Origin of the sequence: Flavobacterium sp. N1719 (genome assembly GCF_025947045.1) — a bacterium.
In the GTDB taxonomy this organism is placed as follows: Bacteria; Bacteroidota; Bacteroidia; order Flavobacteriales; family Flavobacteriaceae; genus Flavobacterium; species Flavobacterium stagni.
Map to the genome: position 1 here is coordinate 1,622,019 of NZ_CP109993.1, position 14,801 is coordinate 1,636,819.

The following is a 14,801-nucleotide window of genomic DNA, read 5'->3' on the forward strand; positions in this document are numbered from 1 at the left end:
TAAATTCTAAATTCTAAATTCTAAATTCTAAATTCTAAATTCTAAATTCTAAATTCAAAACAGCCAAAGGTACGCTTTTTCAAACTGTACACTCCACAATTTCTCGTTATGTTGGCCGCCTTTGATTATCACGCTTTTGTTCATTTTTTTACACGAACAGCGTTGGGTATTGATCCAATATTCAGTGGCTTGCATATCTTTGACCATATCCTCATCGCCTTCTTGATCGCCACACAACAAATAAATTCTCGCTTTGTACTCTTTTGTAGCTGCAAGTAGTTGGTTTAAGGGTTCGCGATTGATCCAAAAGGCAGGGGAGAAGCAACCCACTTTTCCAAAAACATCAGGATACTTTATCGAAGCGTAAAACGCCATTAATCCGCCCAGCGAACTTCCAAAAATCGCGGTGTTTTTGGCGTTGGTTTTTGTGCGGTAATGGCTATCGATATACGGTTTTAAGGTTTGTACCAAAAAGACCAAATACGCATCGCCTTTGCCTCCGCCGTATTTTGCATTGGGAAAAGGCGTCAATTCTTCCAGTCGTTTTTCTCCGCCGTGTTCGATACCTACTACAATTACTTGCGCGTTCAAACTGTCCAATGTTTCGTCAATTTTCCATTCGCCCACATACGAAGTTTTGGCATCAAATAAATTTTGACCATCGGGCATGTAGATCACAGGATAATGTTGCTTCGATTGGGTGTAATCTTTGGGAAGGTATAACCAAATTTTCTTGGTAGTTTGCAATTGTGTCGCTTCTAAGGTAAACGATTGAACTTGCGGAGAAGCCGTACTTTCTTGCCCAAAATGGGGGAGGGAAAAAACAAGGAGTAGGAAAACGACTATTTTTTGGACAGCCATAGGTATTAAGATTTTTTTATATTTTAGCTAAAAATACGGAAATCATGAACACCCAATCCGAAAAAATCAGTTTATTGTCCGATATGATTGCCTTTGCCATAGTCGATGGTGAATTGCATGAACGCGAATATGCTTTTTTGACAATCATCGCCACGGAATTGGGGATTTCCAAAGAGGAACTGCGCCAACTTTTCCACGAAGAACACCGCAGTGAAATTATCAAATCCGAGTTTGAACGTGTGCAACAATTTTACCGATTAGCCTTACTGATGCATTGTGACGGAATTCTACACGAACGCGAACAAATTAAAATTCGGGAAATCGGGATTAATATGGGACTCAACCCCCATGCGATTAAACGCGTATTGAAAGCCATGGAAGATTCGCCCACGCGCATGATTGATCCCAATTTCTTACTCGAAGTCTTTCAAGAGCAACATAACTGAAAATTAGTCAGTTAAGGTTTTCTTAAATCGGTCAAAATTTCTTTTTTCTCGTAACAAAAAATGTCAAAATGACTTTTTTTGGGTAGTGGTCTATTCTTTGTCTAGAGTGAATTATCCTTTTAAAAATGTTTAATTAAAAAAGAAAAGATATGACACTTGTAAAAAGAAATGCCGTGAGTTTTCCATCTGTTTTTGATGAATTTTTCAAACCCGATTGGATGGGAGGAATGCAAAATTTTGGGGCAAACGTTCCTGCCGTAAACATTAAAGAAACTGAAACTGCTTTTGGGATCGAATTGGCCGCTCCTGGAAAAAACAAATCCGATTTTAACATTGAAATTGATTTGAATGTATTGACGATTTCCTCAGAAACAAAAGCACAATCTCAAGAAACGCAAAACGAAGGGCGCTACACCCGCAGAGAGTTTAGTTATTCTTCCTTCAAGCGTTCCTTCACCTTACCCGAAAGCGTGAATACCGATGCCATTCAGGCTAATTATGAAAATGGGGTGTTACACATTACTTTGCCCAAACGCGAGGAAGCTTTACCCAAACCCAAACGATTGATTGAAATCGGTTAATATAAAATAGCGTACAAAAGCATCCTTCGGGGTGCTTTTTTTATTGGTAGCCCAAACTTTCATCCAACGCCAAGCCACTTTTCATAAAGTTACCCGTTCCGCGAGCGACTTCGCGACCTTTGTTATCGTATAAAATTGCATCACCAATAAATAAATTCCGCGATACAAATTGCACCGTCCCGATGGCTGTTATTACGCCTGCTTTCACCGGACGTAAAATTTGGATATGAAATGAGGTCGTGTACACAAAACTATCGGTGATCTGGGAATTGACAGCAAAATAGGCGGCATCGTCTAGCATTTTAAAGTAGACCGAACCGTGGAGCGATTGGCCCGCATGAAAATAATCGGGTTGTACCGTAAGTGAAATTTCAGCCCGACCTTCGGATACCGTAAGTTGCACATCGGGATAGCTTTTTTGGTTAATCGGCCCCGAATGGTACATGTTTTCTAGTTTGCGGTAATGGGTTTCGTTCATCTATTAGTCCGTTAATTCAACGCCTAAATTTAAGGAACGAGTGGGATATAATTTCCATTTTTCATCATAAAAACACCAAGAATCTTTAATGTCGGTTTCCTCTGAAAAATACAGTCCGGGTTCATAGAAAAAAGAAAGTGGTGTGGCATTTTTATCTTGCGAGTACATTTTATTGTCTTCAATTAATAAATGTTGGAGTCCCACATAAATACCTTCTTTAGGAAGTTCAATCGCATAGTCCACAAGATCCACCCGCGTTTCTTTTGTCCCTTTTTTTAAATTACAAACCACAGTTTCGGTGTTTAAAAGTTCGCCCGGTTCCCCTTTTTCATTTACGCTGTAAAAGATCAGCGCAATTTTACGGTTGTTCGAACTCGTTTGTGTATAAAAGGCGATCGATTTTAAAAATTTTTGTGTGGATTCTCCTTTAATAAATTTCACTACACTAACCGATTTTGCATCGTATTGAACAAATAAGGCTTGACCTTTTCGACTCGATTTCGATACAACCGTTGGATTCGTATTTTTAGGTTTACGAATAACAACTTCATCGAGAAGATACGGAACAGGTTGCAGTAGTATGGGATTTTGATTGGTTTGAAATACTTTTTCTTGATATCCAATAGCCGTAATTTTTAATGGTTTTTTGTCGGCAATGGACGCTTCAAAATTCCCCAAAGAGTCAGAATTTCGAATAATTTGTTTATCATTCCAAATGTTGGCATAGCTTACCGGTTGACGGGTAATGGAATCTAAAATTTGGAATTTAGTTTGACCAAAACTAGAAAAGGCGAGTAGAAGGATACATAGATTTTTCATGAAACAAAAACGTTTCGATTTGAAAAATATTATACTTTGGCCAATTGGGTTTCCAAGACTTTAATAGCATCCCGTAATTTGGCAGCTTGCATGAAATCCAATTCTTTAGCTGCTTTTTCCATTTCTTTTCGGGTGTCGCGAATGCGTTTTTCGATTTCCGATTTGGATAAATATTCCGTTTTGGGTTCGGCTGCTTTTTGAATGACTTCCTCGTAATTGTAAGTGCCGCCCAGTTGATTTTTGGTCAATGGATTGCTTAGTTTTTTATTGAGTGCTTGTGGCGTGATGTTGTGTTTACTATTGTAATTCATTTGTTTTTCCCGACGGTAGTTGGTTTCATCGATGGTTTTCTGCATCGAATCGGTAATCTTGTCGGCATACATAATGGCTTTACCGTTTACGTTACGTGCAGCCCGACCCACGGTTTGGGTTAGCGAACGGTGACTGCGCAAGAAGCCTTCTTTGTCGGCATCCAAAATGGCCACTAAAGAAACTTCGGGCAAGTCCAATCCCTCACGGAGTAAGTTCACCCCAATCAACACATCAAACATACCTTTGCGCAAATCTTGCATGATTTCTACCCGTTCCAAGGTATCGACATCACTGTGAATATAACGGCAACGAATGGATACTTTCGTCAAGTATTTCGTTAATTCTTCAGCCATACGTTTGGTCAACGTAGTAACCAAGGTGCGTTCATCCAATTCGCAGCGTTGTTGGATTTCTTCGATCAAGTCGTCGATTTGGTTGAGACTCGGACGAATTTCGATAATGGGATCTAGCAAACCTGTTGGGCGGATAATTTGCTCCACATAAACGCCTTCCGATTTTTGCAATTCATAATCTGCGGGTGTTGCCGACACATAAATGACTTGGTTTTGCAAGGATTCGAATTCCTCAAATTTCAGCGGACGGTTGTCCATGGCTGCGGGGAGTCGAAAACCGTATTCGACCAAGTTTTCTTTACGGCTGCGGTCGCCACCGTACATGGCGTGGACTTGCGAAATTGTCACGTGACTTTCGTCGACGACCATTAAAAAGTCTTCTGGAAAATAATCGAGCAAACAGAACGGACGCGTTCCGGGTTGGCGGCGATCCAAATAGCGCGAATAATTTTCAATACCGGAGCAATAGCCCAATTCGCGTATCATTTCCAAATCGAAATTGGTGCGTTCTTCCAAGCGTTTGGCTTCGAGGTGTTTCCCAATTTCTTTAAAATAATCGACCTGTTTAACCAAGTCTTGTTGGATATCCCAAATCGCAGATTGCAACACATCAGGAGAGGTCACAAACATATTCGCGGGATAGATATTCAATTTGTCGTAGCGTTCAATGACTTTCGAACTTTGGACATCAAAACATTCAATTTCTTCAATCTCGTCTCCAAAGAAATGGATGCGAAAGGGATCGTCGGCGTAGCTGGGGAAAATTTCTACCGTATCGCCTTTGATGCGGAAGGTTCCTGGCGTAAAGTCGGCTTCCGTGCGCGCATACAAACTTTGCACCAAGCGATGCAGTAATTTGGTTCGGGAAATCGTTTGGTCGCGGTGAATGGAAATCACATTTTTTTGAAACTCGACCGGATTTCCGATACCGTATAAGCAAGAAACCGAGGCGACTACCAACACATCGCGTCGACCCGAGAGTAAAGCGGATGTAGTGCTCAAGCGCAGTTTCTCCAGTTCTTCATTGATGGATAAATCCTTTTCAATGTAAGTTCCTGTGACGGGAATATAGGCTTCGGGTTGGTAGTAGTCGTAATAGGAAACGAAATACTGCACCGAATTGTTGGGGAAAAATTGCTTGAATTCCGAGTACAATTGCGCGGCCAAGGTTTTGTTGTGTGCTAAAACCAAAGTTGGACGCTGCACTTCTTGCACCACATTAGCGATGGTGAATGTTTTTCCCGAACCCGTCACTCCGAGGAGGGTTTGGTACTTTTCCTCGGCTTCAATTCCGGCGGCTAATTTTTTAATCGCCTGGGGTTGGTCGCCTGTGGGTTGGTATTCGGAAATAACTTGGAATCTCATAGCCGTAGTCACTTAATTTTGATGGAAAGGAAGAACAAAAATAACGAATAATTCGCGTGAAAATGGGGGAATCAAGAAACGATTTTTAGAAAAAGGCACTTGATATTTAGCCCCGATGGGAAGCGGTATCCCCGTAACGCAGTGAAGGGATAAAGCGGACAGCGGGAAGGCAGGTGATAAGGACTTGAAAGGGCTGCTCCTTATTCAAAAAAAAGACTTTTCGCCCGTTAGTCCATGGACTCCACCAACAGCAAATCGCCCGTTTCGTGGGTAATGGTCACGATGCCGTCTTCGGCGACATGGTTGCTACTCCCTGTGCGGTAACCCAACTGCAGGTTTTCCTGCTCCAAAGGATAAAATAAATTGGTAGTGCTAATGTTTTCAACAGTTCCAATGGGTAATAATGACAGGATAGTGTTTTTGGGGTACCATTTTTGGTAGTGGCTCGGAATGATGAATGCTTTGGAATGATCATCCAAAACCACAATTTTGAGTCGGTCACGGTAATGGGCCAAAATCGTCAAATTGTGCAAGGTATGATCGATGCGACGTCCGGTTGCCCAAATGACGTTGACGGCTTTGTGGCCGCGTGCAATCAAATAATCGAAGGCTTTTTCCAAATCCGTTTTGTCTTGATCGGGGGTAGGAACGATTTCCAACGGGTATTGTTTTTCTTTGTACGAATTGGGGTCAAAGTCGCGGTCGAAGTCGCCCAACAACACATCGACTTTAATTTCGAGTTCGACCACCCGCTCCATCGCCGAATCGAGTACGATCACCAGCGGTTGCCATTCCAGCAATTGATTCATGAGTTCGATAGAACAAGCCGCGCCGTTGGCGATGATTAAGGCTGGTTCTTGGTCGTCACGAACGATGTGGTGGGAAGACATGATGAATAATTATGAGTTATAAATTATGAATTATGAATTTGGGATTAGCTCAAAATTAAAAATTAAATTCAAATAACTTCTCAATATATTGGTTATTCCACGGTATAATCCACTTCATCAATTTCAGACAAATGGAAATAGCCAAGGGGATAATTGTTTTCGTCGGTTTGGTTGATGATGTTACCGCGCAGGGTAGCCGGGGGTGTAGAAAACGGACTCCCGCCTTGGTTTCCGGCGATATTCAACAGTTTGTTCATGTAATTGTAATACCGTTCTGTGATGCCCATGAGTTTGAAATGCAGTTGCACATTGGCTTCCAGGTTTTCGTTGGTGTAGAATCCGAACATTTGGTTGCCTTGGAAAAACTCATCGGAGATCACGCCGTATTCGGGAATGGCGAGCAATGAATTTTTGGCACCAACCAAATAGAAATTGTCTTCGGCACCATTGTCTTGGTAAAAGAATTTTACCTGAATTTCGTCTCCACCAAAACCTTGAACGGTGGTTTGTTGCACGTTGTCAATCGTAGGCGTTGCCAATAACGGGGCAGTGGCGCGATAGGTCATGCCGTTGTATTGCACAGTTAAGGTGTAATTTTCATTGATAACGGGTACGAAGGTCGAGCATTTGTATTCACCTGAATTGGGTACTGTTTCCACAAACGGGAAGATGGTATTCGTTGAATTGGTGATGTAAACGGTAGCGCCTGACACTTTTGGCGTTTCGGTGTTGTAATAACCTGTTGTAGTGGAGAGTTTGATGGTTTGTTCGTTCCCAACGGTGCCTTTATTCCAAAGAATATTGGCATCAATTACCAATTTAGGGGCAGCCGTTTCTAAGTCGACGTTGACCACATCTTCACAACTAATGAACATTAAAGCTAAAACGAAAAGTGAAATATATTTTTTCATGGAATTAAAATTTAAAGTTATAGGTTACCGAAGGCACAAGTCCGAAAATGGATAAGCGAACCGCTTCATTTTGTCCGCTATCTTGATTTTGACGAAAACTGATGCTGGCAGCATTTTTACGTCCGTACAAATTATAAATACTGAATACCCATTCACCCGACCATTTTTTACGGGTTTGTTTCGGTGTTAACGTGGCAGAAACGTCCAAGTGGTGGTACAATGGCAATGTGTTTTCATTTCGGGTTCCGTAGCTTGGAACGGTGATTCCTAAATAAGTATATTGCCCGTTGGGATAGGTTACCGGCTGTCCGGTTTGCAGGACAAAGTTGGCACCAAAGCTCCATTTTTTGGAATATTTATAGGTAGAAGTAAGGGCTAGATTGTGACGTTTGTCATAGCCCGAGCGGTACCATTGACCATTGTTGATGCCGGTTTCACCTGGCGCTCTACCGGGAGTGCGTTGTTCGGATTTGGATAAGGTGTAAGCGATCCATCCGGTCCAGTTTCCGGTGTTTTTTCGGAAAAGCACCTCAAGACCGTACGAGCGCATTTCTCCATTGAGAATCACTTGCTCAATCGCTTCGTTCGCAATCAAGTCGGCACCATCAATATAATCCATGCGGTTTTTGACTTTTTTATAAAAGGTTTCCACTTCGAGGGAGTAGTTATCGTCGTTTAAATTGGAAAAATACCCCAAGGCAATTTGATCGGCAATTTGAGGTTTGATGTATTGATCGCTGGGCGTCCAAACGTCTAAGGGTGTGGGCGATGCGGTATTGGAAACCAATTGCAGGTATTGAACCATGCGGTTGTAGCCAAGTTTTATCGAACTCTTCGATGTCAATTCATAGGACAAAGCTAAACGCGGTTCGAGATTGTTATAGTCAGCCATGATTTTATTGGAGCCGTAGTATTTCGTACCAATAGGCGTGGCTTTTTCATAAATTTTTAACTCGTTGTCGAAGGTCACTGGATTGTTGTTGGCATAAAGATTTAGCGTTGAGCTTCCCAAACGGTAGAACCAACTGTAACGGAAACCGTATTCAATATTCAAACGGTCGCCTATCTTTTGTTCGGCACTGAGATATACGGCAGGTTCGAAAGCAAACTTCTTTTCCAACTGGCGGTAATTGATTCCTGAATCACTGCGTGAGGGTTCGATAGTCCCCGGATTAAAGTCGTAATACATCCCATTCACCCCATAAAACAATTTGATTTTGTCGGTGAGGTAATGGCGGAAATCGTATTTCAGATTATAATTTTTAATTCCCGAGTCCCAATTGAATCCGACAAAATCCAAGTTTAACCCGTAGTAATAATCGCTGTAGATTAGGGATAAATTGGAAAATAGTTTATCGGAATACAAGTGGTTCCATCGCAAATTAAGGGTAGCATTTCCGTAGGTATTGGTAAAACTTTGGTTGATATCAAATACATCGCGGCCAAAATAGCCCGAAACAAAAACCGTATTGTTTTTATTGAATTTGTAATTGATTTTGGTGTTTAAATCATAGAAGTAAGCCGAATTGTCGTTGTTGGATAATTTTAAAAACAAATGGGCGTACGAACCGCGACCGGCAACGATGAATGACCCTTTTCCTTTTTGAATCGGCCCCTCCGCCATCAAGCGGGAAGAAATGAGTCCGATCCCCCCATTCATGTGAAACCCTTTACTGTTTCCTTCTTTTTGGTAGATGTCCAAAACGGAAGATGCGCGACCACCAAAGCGGGACGGAATTCCGCCTTTGTATAATTTCAAATCTTTAATGGCGTCGGGATTAAATACAGAGAAAAAGCCAAAAAGGTGAGAGGAATTGTAGATGGTAGCTTCATCGAGGAGAATTAAATTTTGGTCGGCGCCACCACCGCGCACGTTGAATCCCGATTGCCCTTCACCTGCATTGGTTACTCCGGGGAGGAATAAAAGCGATTTGATGATATCAACTTCTCCTAAAACAACAGGCATTTGTTTGATGGTTGCGGTAGTGAGCTTGTTGACACTAATTTCGGGTTTTCGAATATTGCTTTTGGTGTCATTGGAAGTGACTACTACTTCTTCTAGGAGTTCGCCCTTTTCTTTTAATTGAATATTCAGTTTTTGATTTTGCGTTAAATCAATTTTTTGTACTTGTGTTTCATAGCCGAGGTAACTGAATTCGATGTCATAAGTTGCCGCTGGAAGTGTGAGCGAATAAAATCCGTATTCATTGGTTACGGCAAATGATTTGGTTCCTTTGACAAGGATATTGACACCAATTAAAGTTTCATTGTTTTTCTCGTCGGTAAGGGTTCCGCTCAAGGTAAATTTTTCTTGCGCGTGGATTCCATAGGTGAAAAGGCAAAAAATGAAGGCGAATCGTAAATAGTTAGGCATGGTCTTTGTGAAATTTTTTGCAAATTTGACGAATCTAGTGACAGGTTGTTACAAGACGAATGTTAACATAGGGTTAAACTCGTAAGGTGCAACTGATTTACTTCTAATTTTACTCAAAATTCTCGCATGAAAAGCCGCTTATTGCTAATTGCTTTACTAATCACTTTTTCCGGATGGTCCCAATTGGAATCCCGTCGGAAGAAGATTCAGATTAAAGCGGTTCCCGATAAATTAGCCAAAAAGAAAGCTGACGTGGCTACCACGCCAACGGTTGTACCAGCTTTTAAATTGAATACTCCCAAAGCGAAGACTTCGGATGATATTATCTTTCAAAGTATGCCACAGATTCCAAAAATTGGTGACATACCCGATAAACAATACGAAGCGCCTCGAAATCCATCTGAGCTCTATACAGACCGTTTTAACAATCAATTGAAAGAAGAAGGGGTTAGTCCGGAACTATTCAACCGCGACATGGATTTGGGAAAGGCGATAGTGTTTACCAAAACCATTGAATTAGCCAATCGCGATTATGGATTGATTGATGGCGATAATATTCGGGTGTGGTTGAATGGCGTTTTGGTGAATCCCTCCATTATTCTTAGAGATGATTTTCAAAAATTCACCGTGGAATTGAATCCAGGGATGAACATTATTGAAATTGAAGCGTTGAATTACGGCGAACTCTCACCCAACACCGGACAGTATAATTTCTATGATGCCAATGGAACTTTGTTTTCGCAGAAATATTGGAATTTAGGAATCGGGTACAAGGCCCGATTGCAAGTTGAATACGTAGAAAAAATGGATCAGTCGAATGCTACTCCAAAAAAATAAAAAAGGCAGTTAACTACTAACTGCCTTTTTTTATGTAATTAAAATGAAATTTACGCTAGTTTAGCATCCAAATTCACTTTCAAGGTCTGTAAGAAATCTTCAGTTGTTAAGTAATCGGCATCGGTAAGTCCTTCAGGTTTTACCAACATCGCCAAGTCTTTTGTCATTTTACCACTTTCTACCGTTTCGATACATACGGCTTCCAAAGCATGACAGAAGTTGATTAATTCTTGGTTGTTGTCTAACTTACCACGGTGCTCCAAACCACGTGTCCATGCAAAAATCGATGCGATAGGGTTGGTTGAAGTTTTTCTGCCTTGTTGGTGTTGTCTATAGTGACGTGTAACTGTACCGTGAGCCGCTTCTGCTTCTACAGTTTTTCCGTCAGGAGTAACCAAAACCGAAGTCATCAATCCTAACGAACCGAATCCTTGAGCTACTGTATCTGATTGAACGTCGCCGTCGTAGTTTTTACATGCCCAAACGAAACCTCCGTTCCATTTCATTGCTGAAGCCACCATGTCGTCAATTAGACGGTGTTCGTAAACAATACCTAATGCTTCAAATTGTGCTTTGTAATGTTGTTGGTAAACTTCTTCAAAAATATCTTTGAAACGTCCATCGTATGCTTTTAAGATGGTATTTTTAGTAGAAAGGTATAACGGCCATTTTTTAGTTAACGCCATTTGGAAGGAAGAGTGCGCAAAACCGTAGATCGATTCATCGGTATTGTACATACACATCGCCACACCGTCATTTTTAAAGTTGAAAACTTCCCAAGAAGTTGTTTCACCGTTTTCATCGGTAAACGACATGGTTAATTTCCCTTTTCCTTTGATTACTTTATCGGTAGCTTTGTATTGATCCCCAAAGGCGTGACGTCCAATAACTATAGGTTGGGTCCAACCTTGAACATAACGCGGTACGTTACTCATGATAATTGGTTCGCGGAAAACTGTTCCTCCCACGATATTACGAATCGTGCCGTTGGGTGATTTCCACATTTCTTTTAACTTGAATTCTTCCACACGTGCTTCATCCGGAGTGATGGTTGCACATTTAATACCAACATTGTATTGTTTGATGGCTTCTGCTGCATCAATTGTCACTTGGTCATTGGTCGCATCTCGGTGTTCGATGCCTAAATCATAATATTTGATGTCTAGATCAAGGTAAGGTAAAATCAGTTGTTCTTTAATAAAACTCCAGATAATTCGTGTCATTTCATCGCCATCCAATTCGACAACTGGATTAGCCACTTTAATTTTTGCCATATTAAAAGTTTTAGTTTGCGTAATTAAACAAAATCCCACAAATATAAGAAGATACGCCCGAAGGAGCATGAATTTTGCTAGCGAAAACGATTGAATTACGAATTTGTGATTTAAAGGTTTGAAAAATAGAAAATTGATAATTTGAAGCGTAATTTTTTTTCAAAAAAAAAGTCCCGATGTAAAAATCGGGACCCTTTTATAGCTTCAGAATGAAGATTATCTTCTTCTTTCTTTGATTTTAGCTTTTTTACCTGTAAGCTCACGGAAGTAGAAGATACGTGCTCTACGAACTTTACCTCTTTGGTTTACTTCAATTTTTTGTAAAGCAGGCATGTTTAAAGGGAAGATACGCTCAACACCTACAGCACCTGACATTTTACGGATAGTAAAAGTTTCAGTAACACCAGCACCTTTGCGTTGGATTACTACACCTTTAAAGAACTGTGTTCTTGTTTTTTCACCCTCTTTAATTTCGTAGTACACAGTGATGGTATCACCTGCTCCGAACTCAGGGAAATCTTTTTTTGCAACGAATTCGTCTTGAACGAATTTTAATAAATCTGCCATTGTAAAACGTTTTATGGTTTAGTCAGAGCAACATTCACGATTCTCGTCAGAGGTTGGTCCAATGCGGGTGCAAATGTAATTAATTATTTTAAATTAAATAACGGAGTATTGTAAATTTTTTGGGCACTCGTGTATTTTTTTAATCCAAGTGCTAATTGCTTAGCGATCAAGTAAATCGGGTCGGCGGTTTTTGGTGTGTTCGAACGCTTTTTCCTCCCGCCATTCATCAATTTTTGCAGCATGGCCACTTAATAAAACCTCCGGAACTTTCCAACCGTTATAATCGGCAGGACGCGTATAAATGGGAGGAGAGAGTAAATTGTCTTGAAAACTATCGGTCAATGCTGAAGTTTCATCACTCAGAACACCTGGAATCAAACGAATCAGCGCATCCGAGAGAATGATGGCTCCCAATTCGCCCCCCGACAACACATAATCGCCAATGGAAATTTCTTTGGTGATAAAATGGTCGCGTACCCTTTGATCGACTCCTTTATAATGCCCACAAAGAATGATGATGTTCTCATACAACGACATTGCATTGGCCATACCTTGGTTTAAGGTTTCTCCGTCGGGGGTCATGTAAATGATTTCGTCGTAGTTGCGCTCACTTTTTAATTGGGTGATGCATTTATCGATGGGTTCGATCATCATCACCATTCCGGCCCCGCCTCCATACGGATAATCGTCCACACTTTTGTATTTATTGGTGGTATAATCGCGAAGGTTGTGAAAATGGACTTCCACTAATCCTTTGTCAATAGCACGTTTCATGATAGACGCTTCAAACGGACTGCGGAGTAATTCGGGTAAAACGGTAACGATATCAATGCGCATAACTCAATTTTGGGGCAAAGGTACACAACCTGAACGTGACGAAGCAATGTTTTTTTTACACGCCAAATTGTTCCAAATGGTGATTCAAATGTTTCCACATCAACATATCCCATTCGTCGATAGTAAGTGGGCCCCAAAAAGGGTGATTGTGGAGCTGTATGCAGGTCGGACCCTCATTTGCAAATCGTTGAATTCTCGAAATCAATGCCGTTTGGGCTTCTTGGAAATCGGAATGTTCGGTGATGACAAATTCTTTGGCTGTCGGACTGTTTTTGGATAATTCCCCTTTCACAATGACTTTGTTTTTTAAAAGTCGTCCCAACAGTTTGAATATGAAATTCACCTTTAAAAGGATTGTATTAAAGGCCACATCAATGGCTTTGGAGCAATGCACAAACATTTGGTCCACGCTCATTTTTCCCCAAAGGGCTTTCGATTCAGGGGTGAGTTGTTGAATACGCGCAACCATTTGTTGGTTGTCATCGGGATTAAAAATAGAAGGCATGGTGTTTTGGTTTGGTGTTTCAAAGTTAAAAGAATAAGTTTACCTTTGCCCCGCAATTCAAATAAAAAACACAATGGAAAACGGAATATATGCTAAATTCAACACCTCTCGCGGTGCTATTTTAGTGAAATTAACCCACGATTTAACACCGGGTACGGTGGGGAACTTCGTAGGTTTAGCAGAAGGTCAATTGGAAAATGACGCACGTCCGATGGGCAAGCCCTATTATGATGGATTAAAATTTCACCGTGTGATTCCTGACTTTATGGTACAAGGAGGTTGTCCACAAGGAATTGGTTCGGGCGGACCGGGATATAAATTTGATGATGAGTTTCATCCCGATTTAGTGCACAGCGGTCCGGGCGTATTGTCTATGGCGAATGCAGGTCCTGGAACCAATGGCTCCCAATTTTTTATCACACACGTTGCAACACCATGGTTGGACGGTAAACATACTGTATTCGGACATGTGGTAGAAGGACAGGATGTGGTTGATGCGATTCAACAAAACGATTTGATTGATAGTATTGAAATCATTCGCGAAGGCGAGGAAGCCCAAAAATGGAATGCGATTGAAGCCTTTCGTGTGTTTGAAGGTTCGCGCGTGAAGCGTTTGGAAGAAGCCAAACAAAAAGCAGAAGCGGCAATTGAAAAATTAGCGGCTGGTTTCCAAAAAACGGAAAGCGGTTTACGTTACCAAATTATCCAAAAAGGAAATGGCAAACAAGCTGAAAAAGGAAGAACTGTTTCGGTTCATTATACCGGCGCTTTGGATAATGGGAAGGTATTCGATAGTTCGTATGGACGTAAAAAACCCATCGAATTCCCATTAGGAAAAGGTTATGTAATTGAAGGTTGGGATGAAGGCATTGCTTTATTGCAAGTAGGGGATAAAGCCCGTTTTGTGATTCCACCACATATTGGATACGGTTCTGCTGGCGCAGGAGGGGTAATTCCACCGGATGCCATCTTGGTTTTTGATGTCGAATTGATGGATGTTAAATAAATGAAAAAGCGGTCTTCGGACTGCTTTTTTTGTGTAGTTTTACTTACCAAAACTAATAAATATGAAAACAAAAGTACTTGCTTTGGCTGTAGTTGCAGGTTTCGTCTATGCCTGCGGTTCGAGCAAATCAGCGCCAGAAGCAGCTAAGCCCGCTCCTAAAAAAGAATTAACGCCAGAATTGGCTGAAGGAAAAAGTTTATACGAAGGCAGTTGTGCCCGTTGTCACCAATTGTACAAACCGACGGATTACAATGCTGAGGCTTGGAAACCGATTGTGTCTAGAATGCAAAAGAAAGCCCGTTTGAGTGATGAACAAGGCATGAAAATATACAATTACCTGACCTCAGGAGCTGAATAATAAGTAGCATAAAAAAATCCGAAAGTA

The 14,801-nt window shown here is 41.1% G+C and carries 16 protein-coding genes; 5 read left to right on the top strand and 11 right to left on the bottom strand.

Annotated elements, in window-relative coordinates; translation table 11 throughout:
* Positions 1-54 precede the first annotated feature (54 nt).
* Positions 55-861: an alpha/beta hydrolase gene (locus tag OLM45_RS06920; protein ID WP_264509281.1), complete on the bottom strand. Its 807-nt coding sequence runs from the start codon at positions 859-861 to the stop codon at positions 55-57.
* Positions 862-905: 44 nt separating this feature from the next.
* Between OLM45_RS06920 and OLM45_RS06925 the strand changes: the two genes are divergently transcribed.
* Positions 906-1,307: a TerB family tellurite resistance protein gene (locus OLM45_RS06925; RefSeq protein ID WP_264509282.1), complete on the top strand. Its 402-nt coding sequence runs from the start codon at positions 906-908 to the stop codon at positions 1,305-1,307.
* A gap of 149 nt (positions 1,308-1,456) precedes the next feature.
* The gene (locus OLM45_RS06930) at positions 1,457-1,888 is read left to right on the top strand and encodes an Hsp20/alpha crystallin family protein (protein ID WP_264509283.1); all 432 of its coding nucleotides are present in this window, start codon (positions 1,457-1,459) and stop codon (positions 1,886-1,888) included.
* 40 nt (positions 1,889-1,928) lie between these two features.
* Here the strand turns inward: OLM45_RS06930 and OLM45_RS06935 are convergent, their stop codons facing one another.
* The 6 genes from OLM45_RS06935 to OLM45_RS06960 form a co-directional block, all read right to left on the bottom strand.
* Positions 1,929-2,366 (bottom strand): PaaI family thioesterase, encoded by a 438-nt coding sequence (locus tag OLM45_RS06935; protein WP_264509285.1) that lies wholly within the window; start codon positions 2,364-2,366, stop codon positions 1,929-1,931.
* Between the two features lie 3 nt (positions 2,367-2,369).
* Positions 2,370-3,185, bottom strand: coding sequence for a hypothetical protein (locus OLM45_RS06940; protein WP_264509286.1), 816 nt, complete (start codon positions 3,183-3,185; stop codon positions 2,370-2,372).
* 29 nt (positions 3,186-3,214) lie between these two features.
* Positions 3,215-5,215 (bottom strand): excinuclease ABC subunit UvrB, encoded by a 2,001-nt coding sequence (uvrB, locus tag OLM45_RS06945; protein WP_264509287.1) that lies wholly within the window; start codon positions 5,213-5,215, stop codon positions 3,215-3,217.
* A 227-nt stretch (positions 5,216-5,442) separates the two neighbouring features.
* Positions 5,443-6,105, bottom strand: a complete 663-nt coding sequence (locus tag OLM45_RS06950; RefSeq protein ID WP_264509288.1) for a thiamine diphosphokinase — start codon at positions 6,103-6,105, stop codon at positions 5,443-5,445.
* Between the two features lie 92 nt (positions 6,106-6,197).
* Positions 6,198-7,016, bottom strand: a complete 819-nt coding sequence (locus tag OLM45_RS06955; RefSeq protein ID WP_264509289.1) for a DUF4249 domain-containing protein — start codon at positions 7,014-7,016, stop codon at positions 6,198-6,200.
* Positions 7,017-7,020: 4 nt separating this feature from the next.
* Entirely contained in the window at positions 7,021-9,390 is a 2,370-nt protein-coding gene (locus OLM45_RS06960; protein ID WP_264509291.1) for a TonB-dependent receptor, read from the bottom strand.
* Between the two features lie 126 nt (positions 9,391-9,516).
* Between OLM45_RS06960 and OLM45_RS06965 the strand changes: the two genes are divergently transcribed.
* Entirely contained in the window at positions 9,517-10,227 is a 711-nt protein-coding gene (locus tag OLM45_RS06965) for a hypothetical protein (RefSeq protein WP_264509292.1), read from the top strand.
* 50 nt (positions 10,228-10,277) lie between these two features.
* Here OLM45_RS06965 and OLM45_RS06970 read toward each other — a convergent pair whose 3' ends face one another.
* From OLM45_RS06970 to OLM45_RS06985, 4 genes are all read right to left on the bottom strand, one after another.
* Positions 10,278-11,501, bottom strand: a complete 1,224-nt coding sequence (locus tag OLM45_RS06970; RefSeq protein WP_129460763.1) for an NADP-dependent isocitrate dehydrogenase — start codon at positions 11,499-11,501, stop codon at positions 10,278-10,280.
* Positions 11,502-11,717: 216 nt separating this feature from the next.
* Positions 11,718-12,068, bottom strand: a complete 351-nt coding sequence (rplS, locus tag OLM45_RS06975; RefSeq protein ID WP_129460764.1) for a 50S ribosomal protein L19 — start codon at positions 12,066-12,068, stop codon at positions 11,718-11,720.
* Positions 12,069-12,227: 159 nt separating this feature from the next.
* A complete protein-coding gene (trmD, locus tag OLM45_RS06980) occupies positions 12,228-12,905 on the bottom strand; it encodes a tRNA (guanosine(37)-N1)-methyltransferase TrmD (protein WP_264509294.1) in 678 nt (225 codons plus the stop codon).
* Positions 12,906-12,960: 55 nt separating this feature from the next.
* Positions 12,961-13,410 carry a DUF1569 domain-containing protein gene (locus OLM45_RS06985; protein ID WP_264509295.1) on the bottom strand — a complete coding sequence of 150 codons (450 nt, stop codon included), beginning with the start codon at positions 13,408-13,410 and terminating at the stop codon, positions 12,961-12,963.
* Between the two features lie 73 nt (positions 13,411-13,483).
* Here OLM45_RS06985 and OLM45_RS06990 point away from each other — a divergent pair, with 73 nt between their 5' ends.
* Positions 13,484-14,416 (top strand): peptidylprolyl isomerase, encoded by a 933-nt coding sequence (locus OLM45_RS06990; protein ID WP_264509296.1) that lies wholly within the window; start codon positions 13,484-13,486, stop codon positions 14,414-14,416.
* A 61-nt stretch (positions 14,417-14,477) separates the two neighbouring features.
* Positions 14,478-14,774, top strand: coding sequence for a c-type cytochrome (locus tag OLM45_RS06995; protein WP_264509297.1), 297 nt, complete (start codon positions 14,478-14,480; stop codon positions 14,772-14,774).
* Positions 14,775-14,801: the final 27 nt, after the last annotated feature.

Excerpts from the sequence above, each read along its gene's own strand:
- OLM45_RS06920 (WP_264509281.1), bottom strand. The coding sequence starts at position 861 with ATGGCTGTCCAAAAAATAGTCGTTTTCCTACTCCTTGTTTTTTCCCTC.
- OLM45_RS06925 (WP_264509282.1), top strand. The coding sequence starts at position 906 with ATGAACACCCAATCCGAAAAAATCAGTTTATTGTCCGATATGATTGCC.
- OLM45_RS06930 (WP_264509283.1), top strand. The coding sequence starts at position 1,457 with ATGACACTTGTAAAAAGAAATGCCGTGAGTTTTCCATCTGTTTTTGAT.
- OLM45_RS06935 (WP_264509285.1), bottom strand. The coding sequence starts at position 2,366 with ATGAACGAAACCCATTACCGCAAACTAGAAAACATGTACCATTCGGGG.
- OLM45_RS06940 (WP_264509286.1), bottom strand. The coding sequence starts at position 3,185 with ATGAAAAATCTATGTATCCTTCTACTCGCCTTTTCTAGTTTTGGTCAA.
- uvrB (WP_264509287.1), bottom strand. The coding sequence starts at position 5,215 with ATGAGATTCCAAGTTATTTCCGAATACCAACCCACAGGCGACCAACCC.
- OLM45_RS06950 (WP_264509288.1), bottom strand. The coding sequence starts at position 6,105 with ATGTCTTCCCACCACATCGTTCGTGACGACCAAGAACCAGCCTTAATC.
- OLM45_RS06955 (WP_264509289.1), bottom strand. The coding sequence starts at position 7,016 with ATGAAAAAATATATTTCACTTTTCGTTTTAGCTTTAATGTTCATTAGT.
- OLM45_RS06960 (WP_264509291.1), bottom strand. The coding sequence starts at position 9,390 with ATGCCTAACTATTTACGATTCGCCTTCATTTTTTGCCTTTTCACCTAT.
- OLM45_RS06965 (WP_264509292.1), top strand. The coding sequence starts at position 9,517 with ATGAAAAGCCGCTTATTGCTAATTGCTTTACTAATCACTTTTTCCGGA.
- OLM45_RS06970 (WP_129460763.1), bottom strand. The coding sequence starts at position 11,501 with ATGGCAAAAATTAAAGTGGCTAATCCAGTTGTCGAATTGGATGGCGAT.
- rplS (WP_129460764.1), bottom strand. The coding sequence starts at position 12,068 with ATGGCAGATTTATTAAAATTCGTTCAAGACGAATTCGTTGCAAAAAAA.
- trmD (WP_264509294.1), bottom strand. The coding sequence starts at position 12,905 with ATGCGCATTGATATCGTTACCGTTTTACCCGAATTACTCCGCAGTCCG.
- OLM45_RS06985 (WP_264509295.1), bottom strand. The coding sequence starts at position 13,410 with ATGCCTTCTATTTTTAATCCCGATGACAACCAACAAATGGTTGCGCGT.
- OLM45_RS06990 (WP_264509296.1), top strand. The coding sequence starts at position 13,484 with ATGGAAAACGGAATATATGCTAAATTCAACACCTCTCGCGGTGCTATT.
- OLM45_RS06995 (WP_264509297.1), top strand. The coding sequence starts at position 14,478 with ATGAAAACAAAAGTACTTGCTTTGGCTGTAGTTGCAGGTTTCGTCTAT.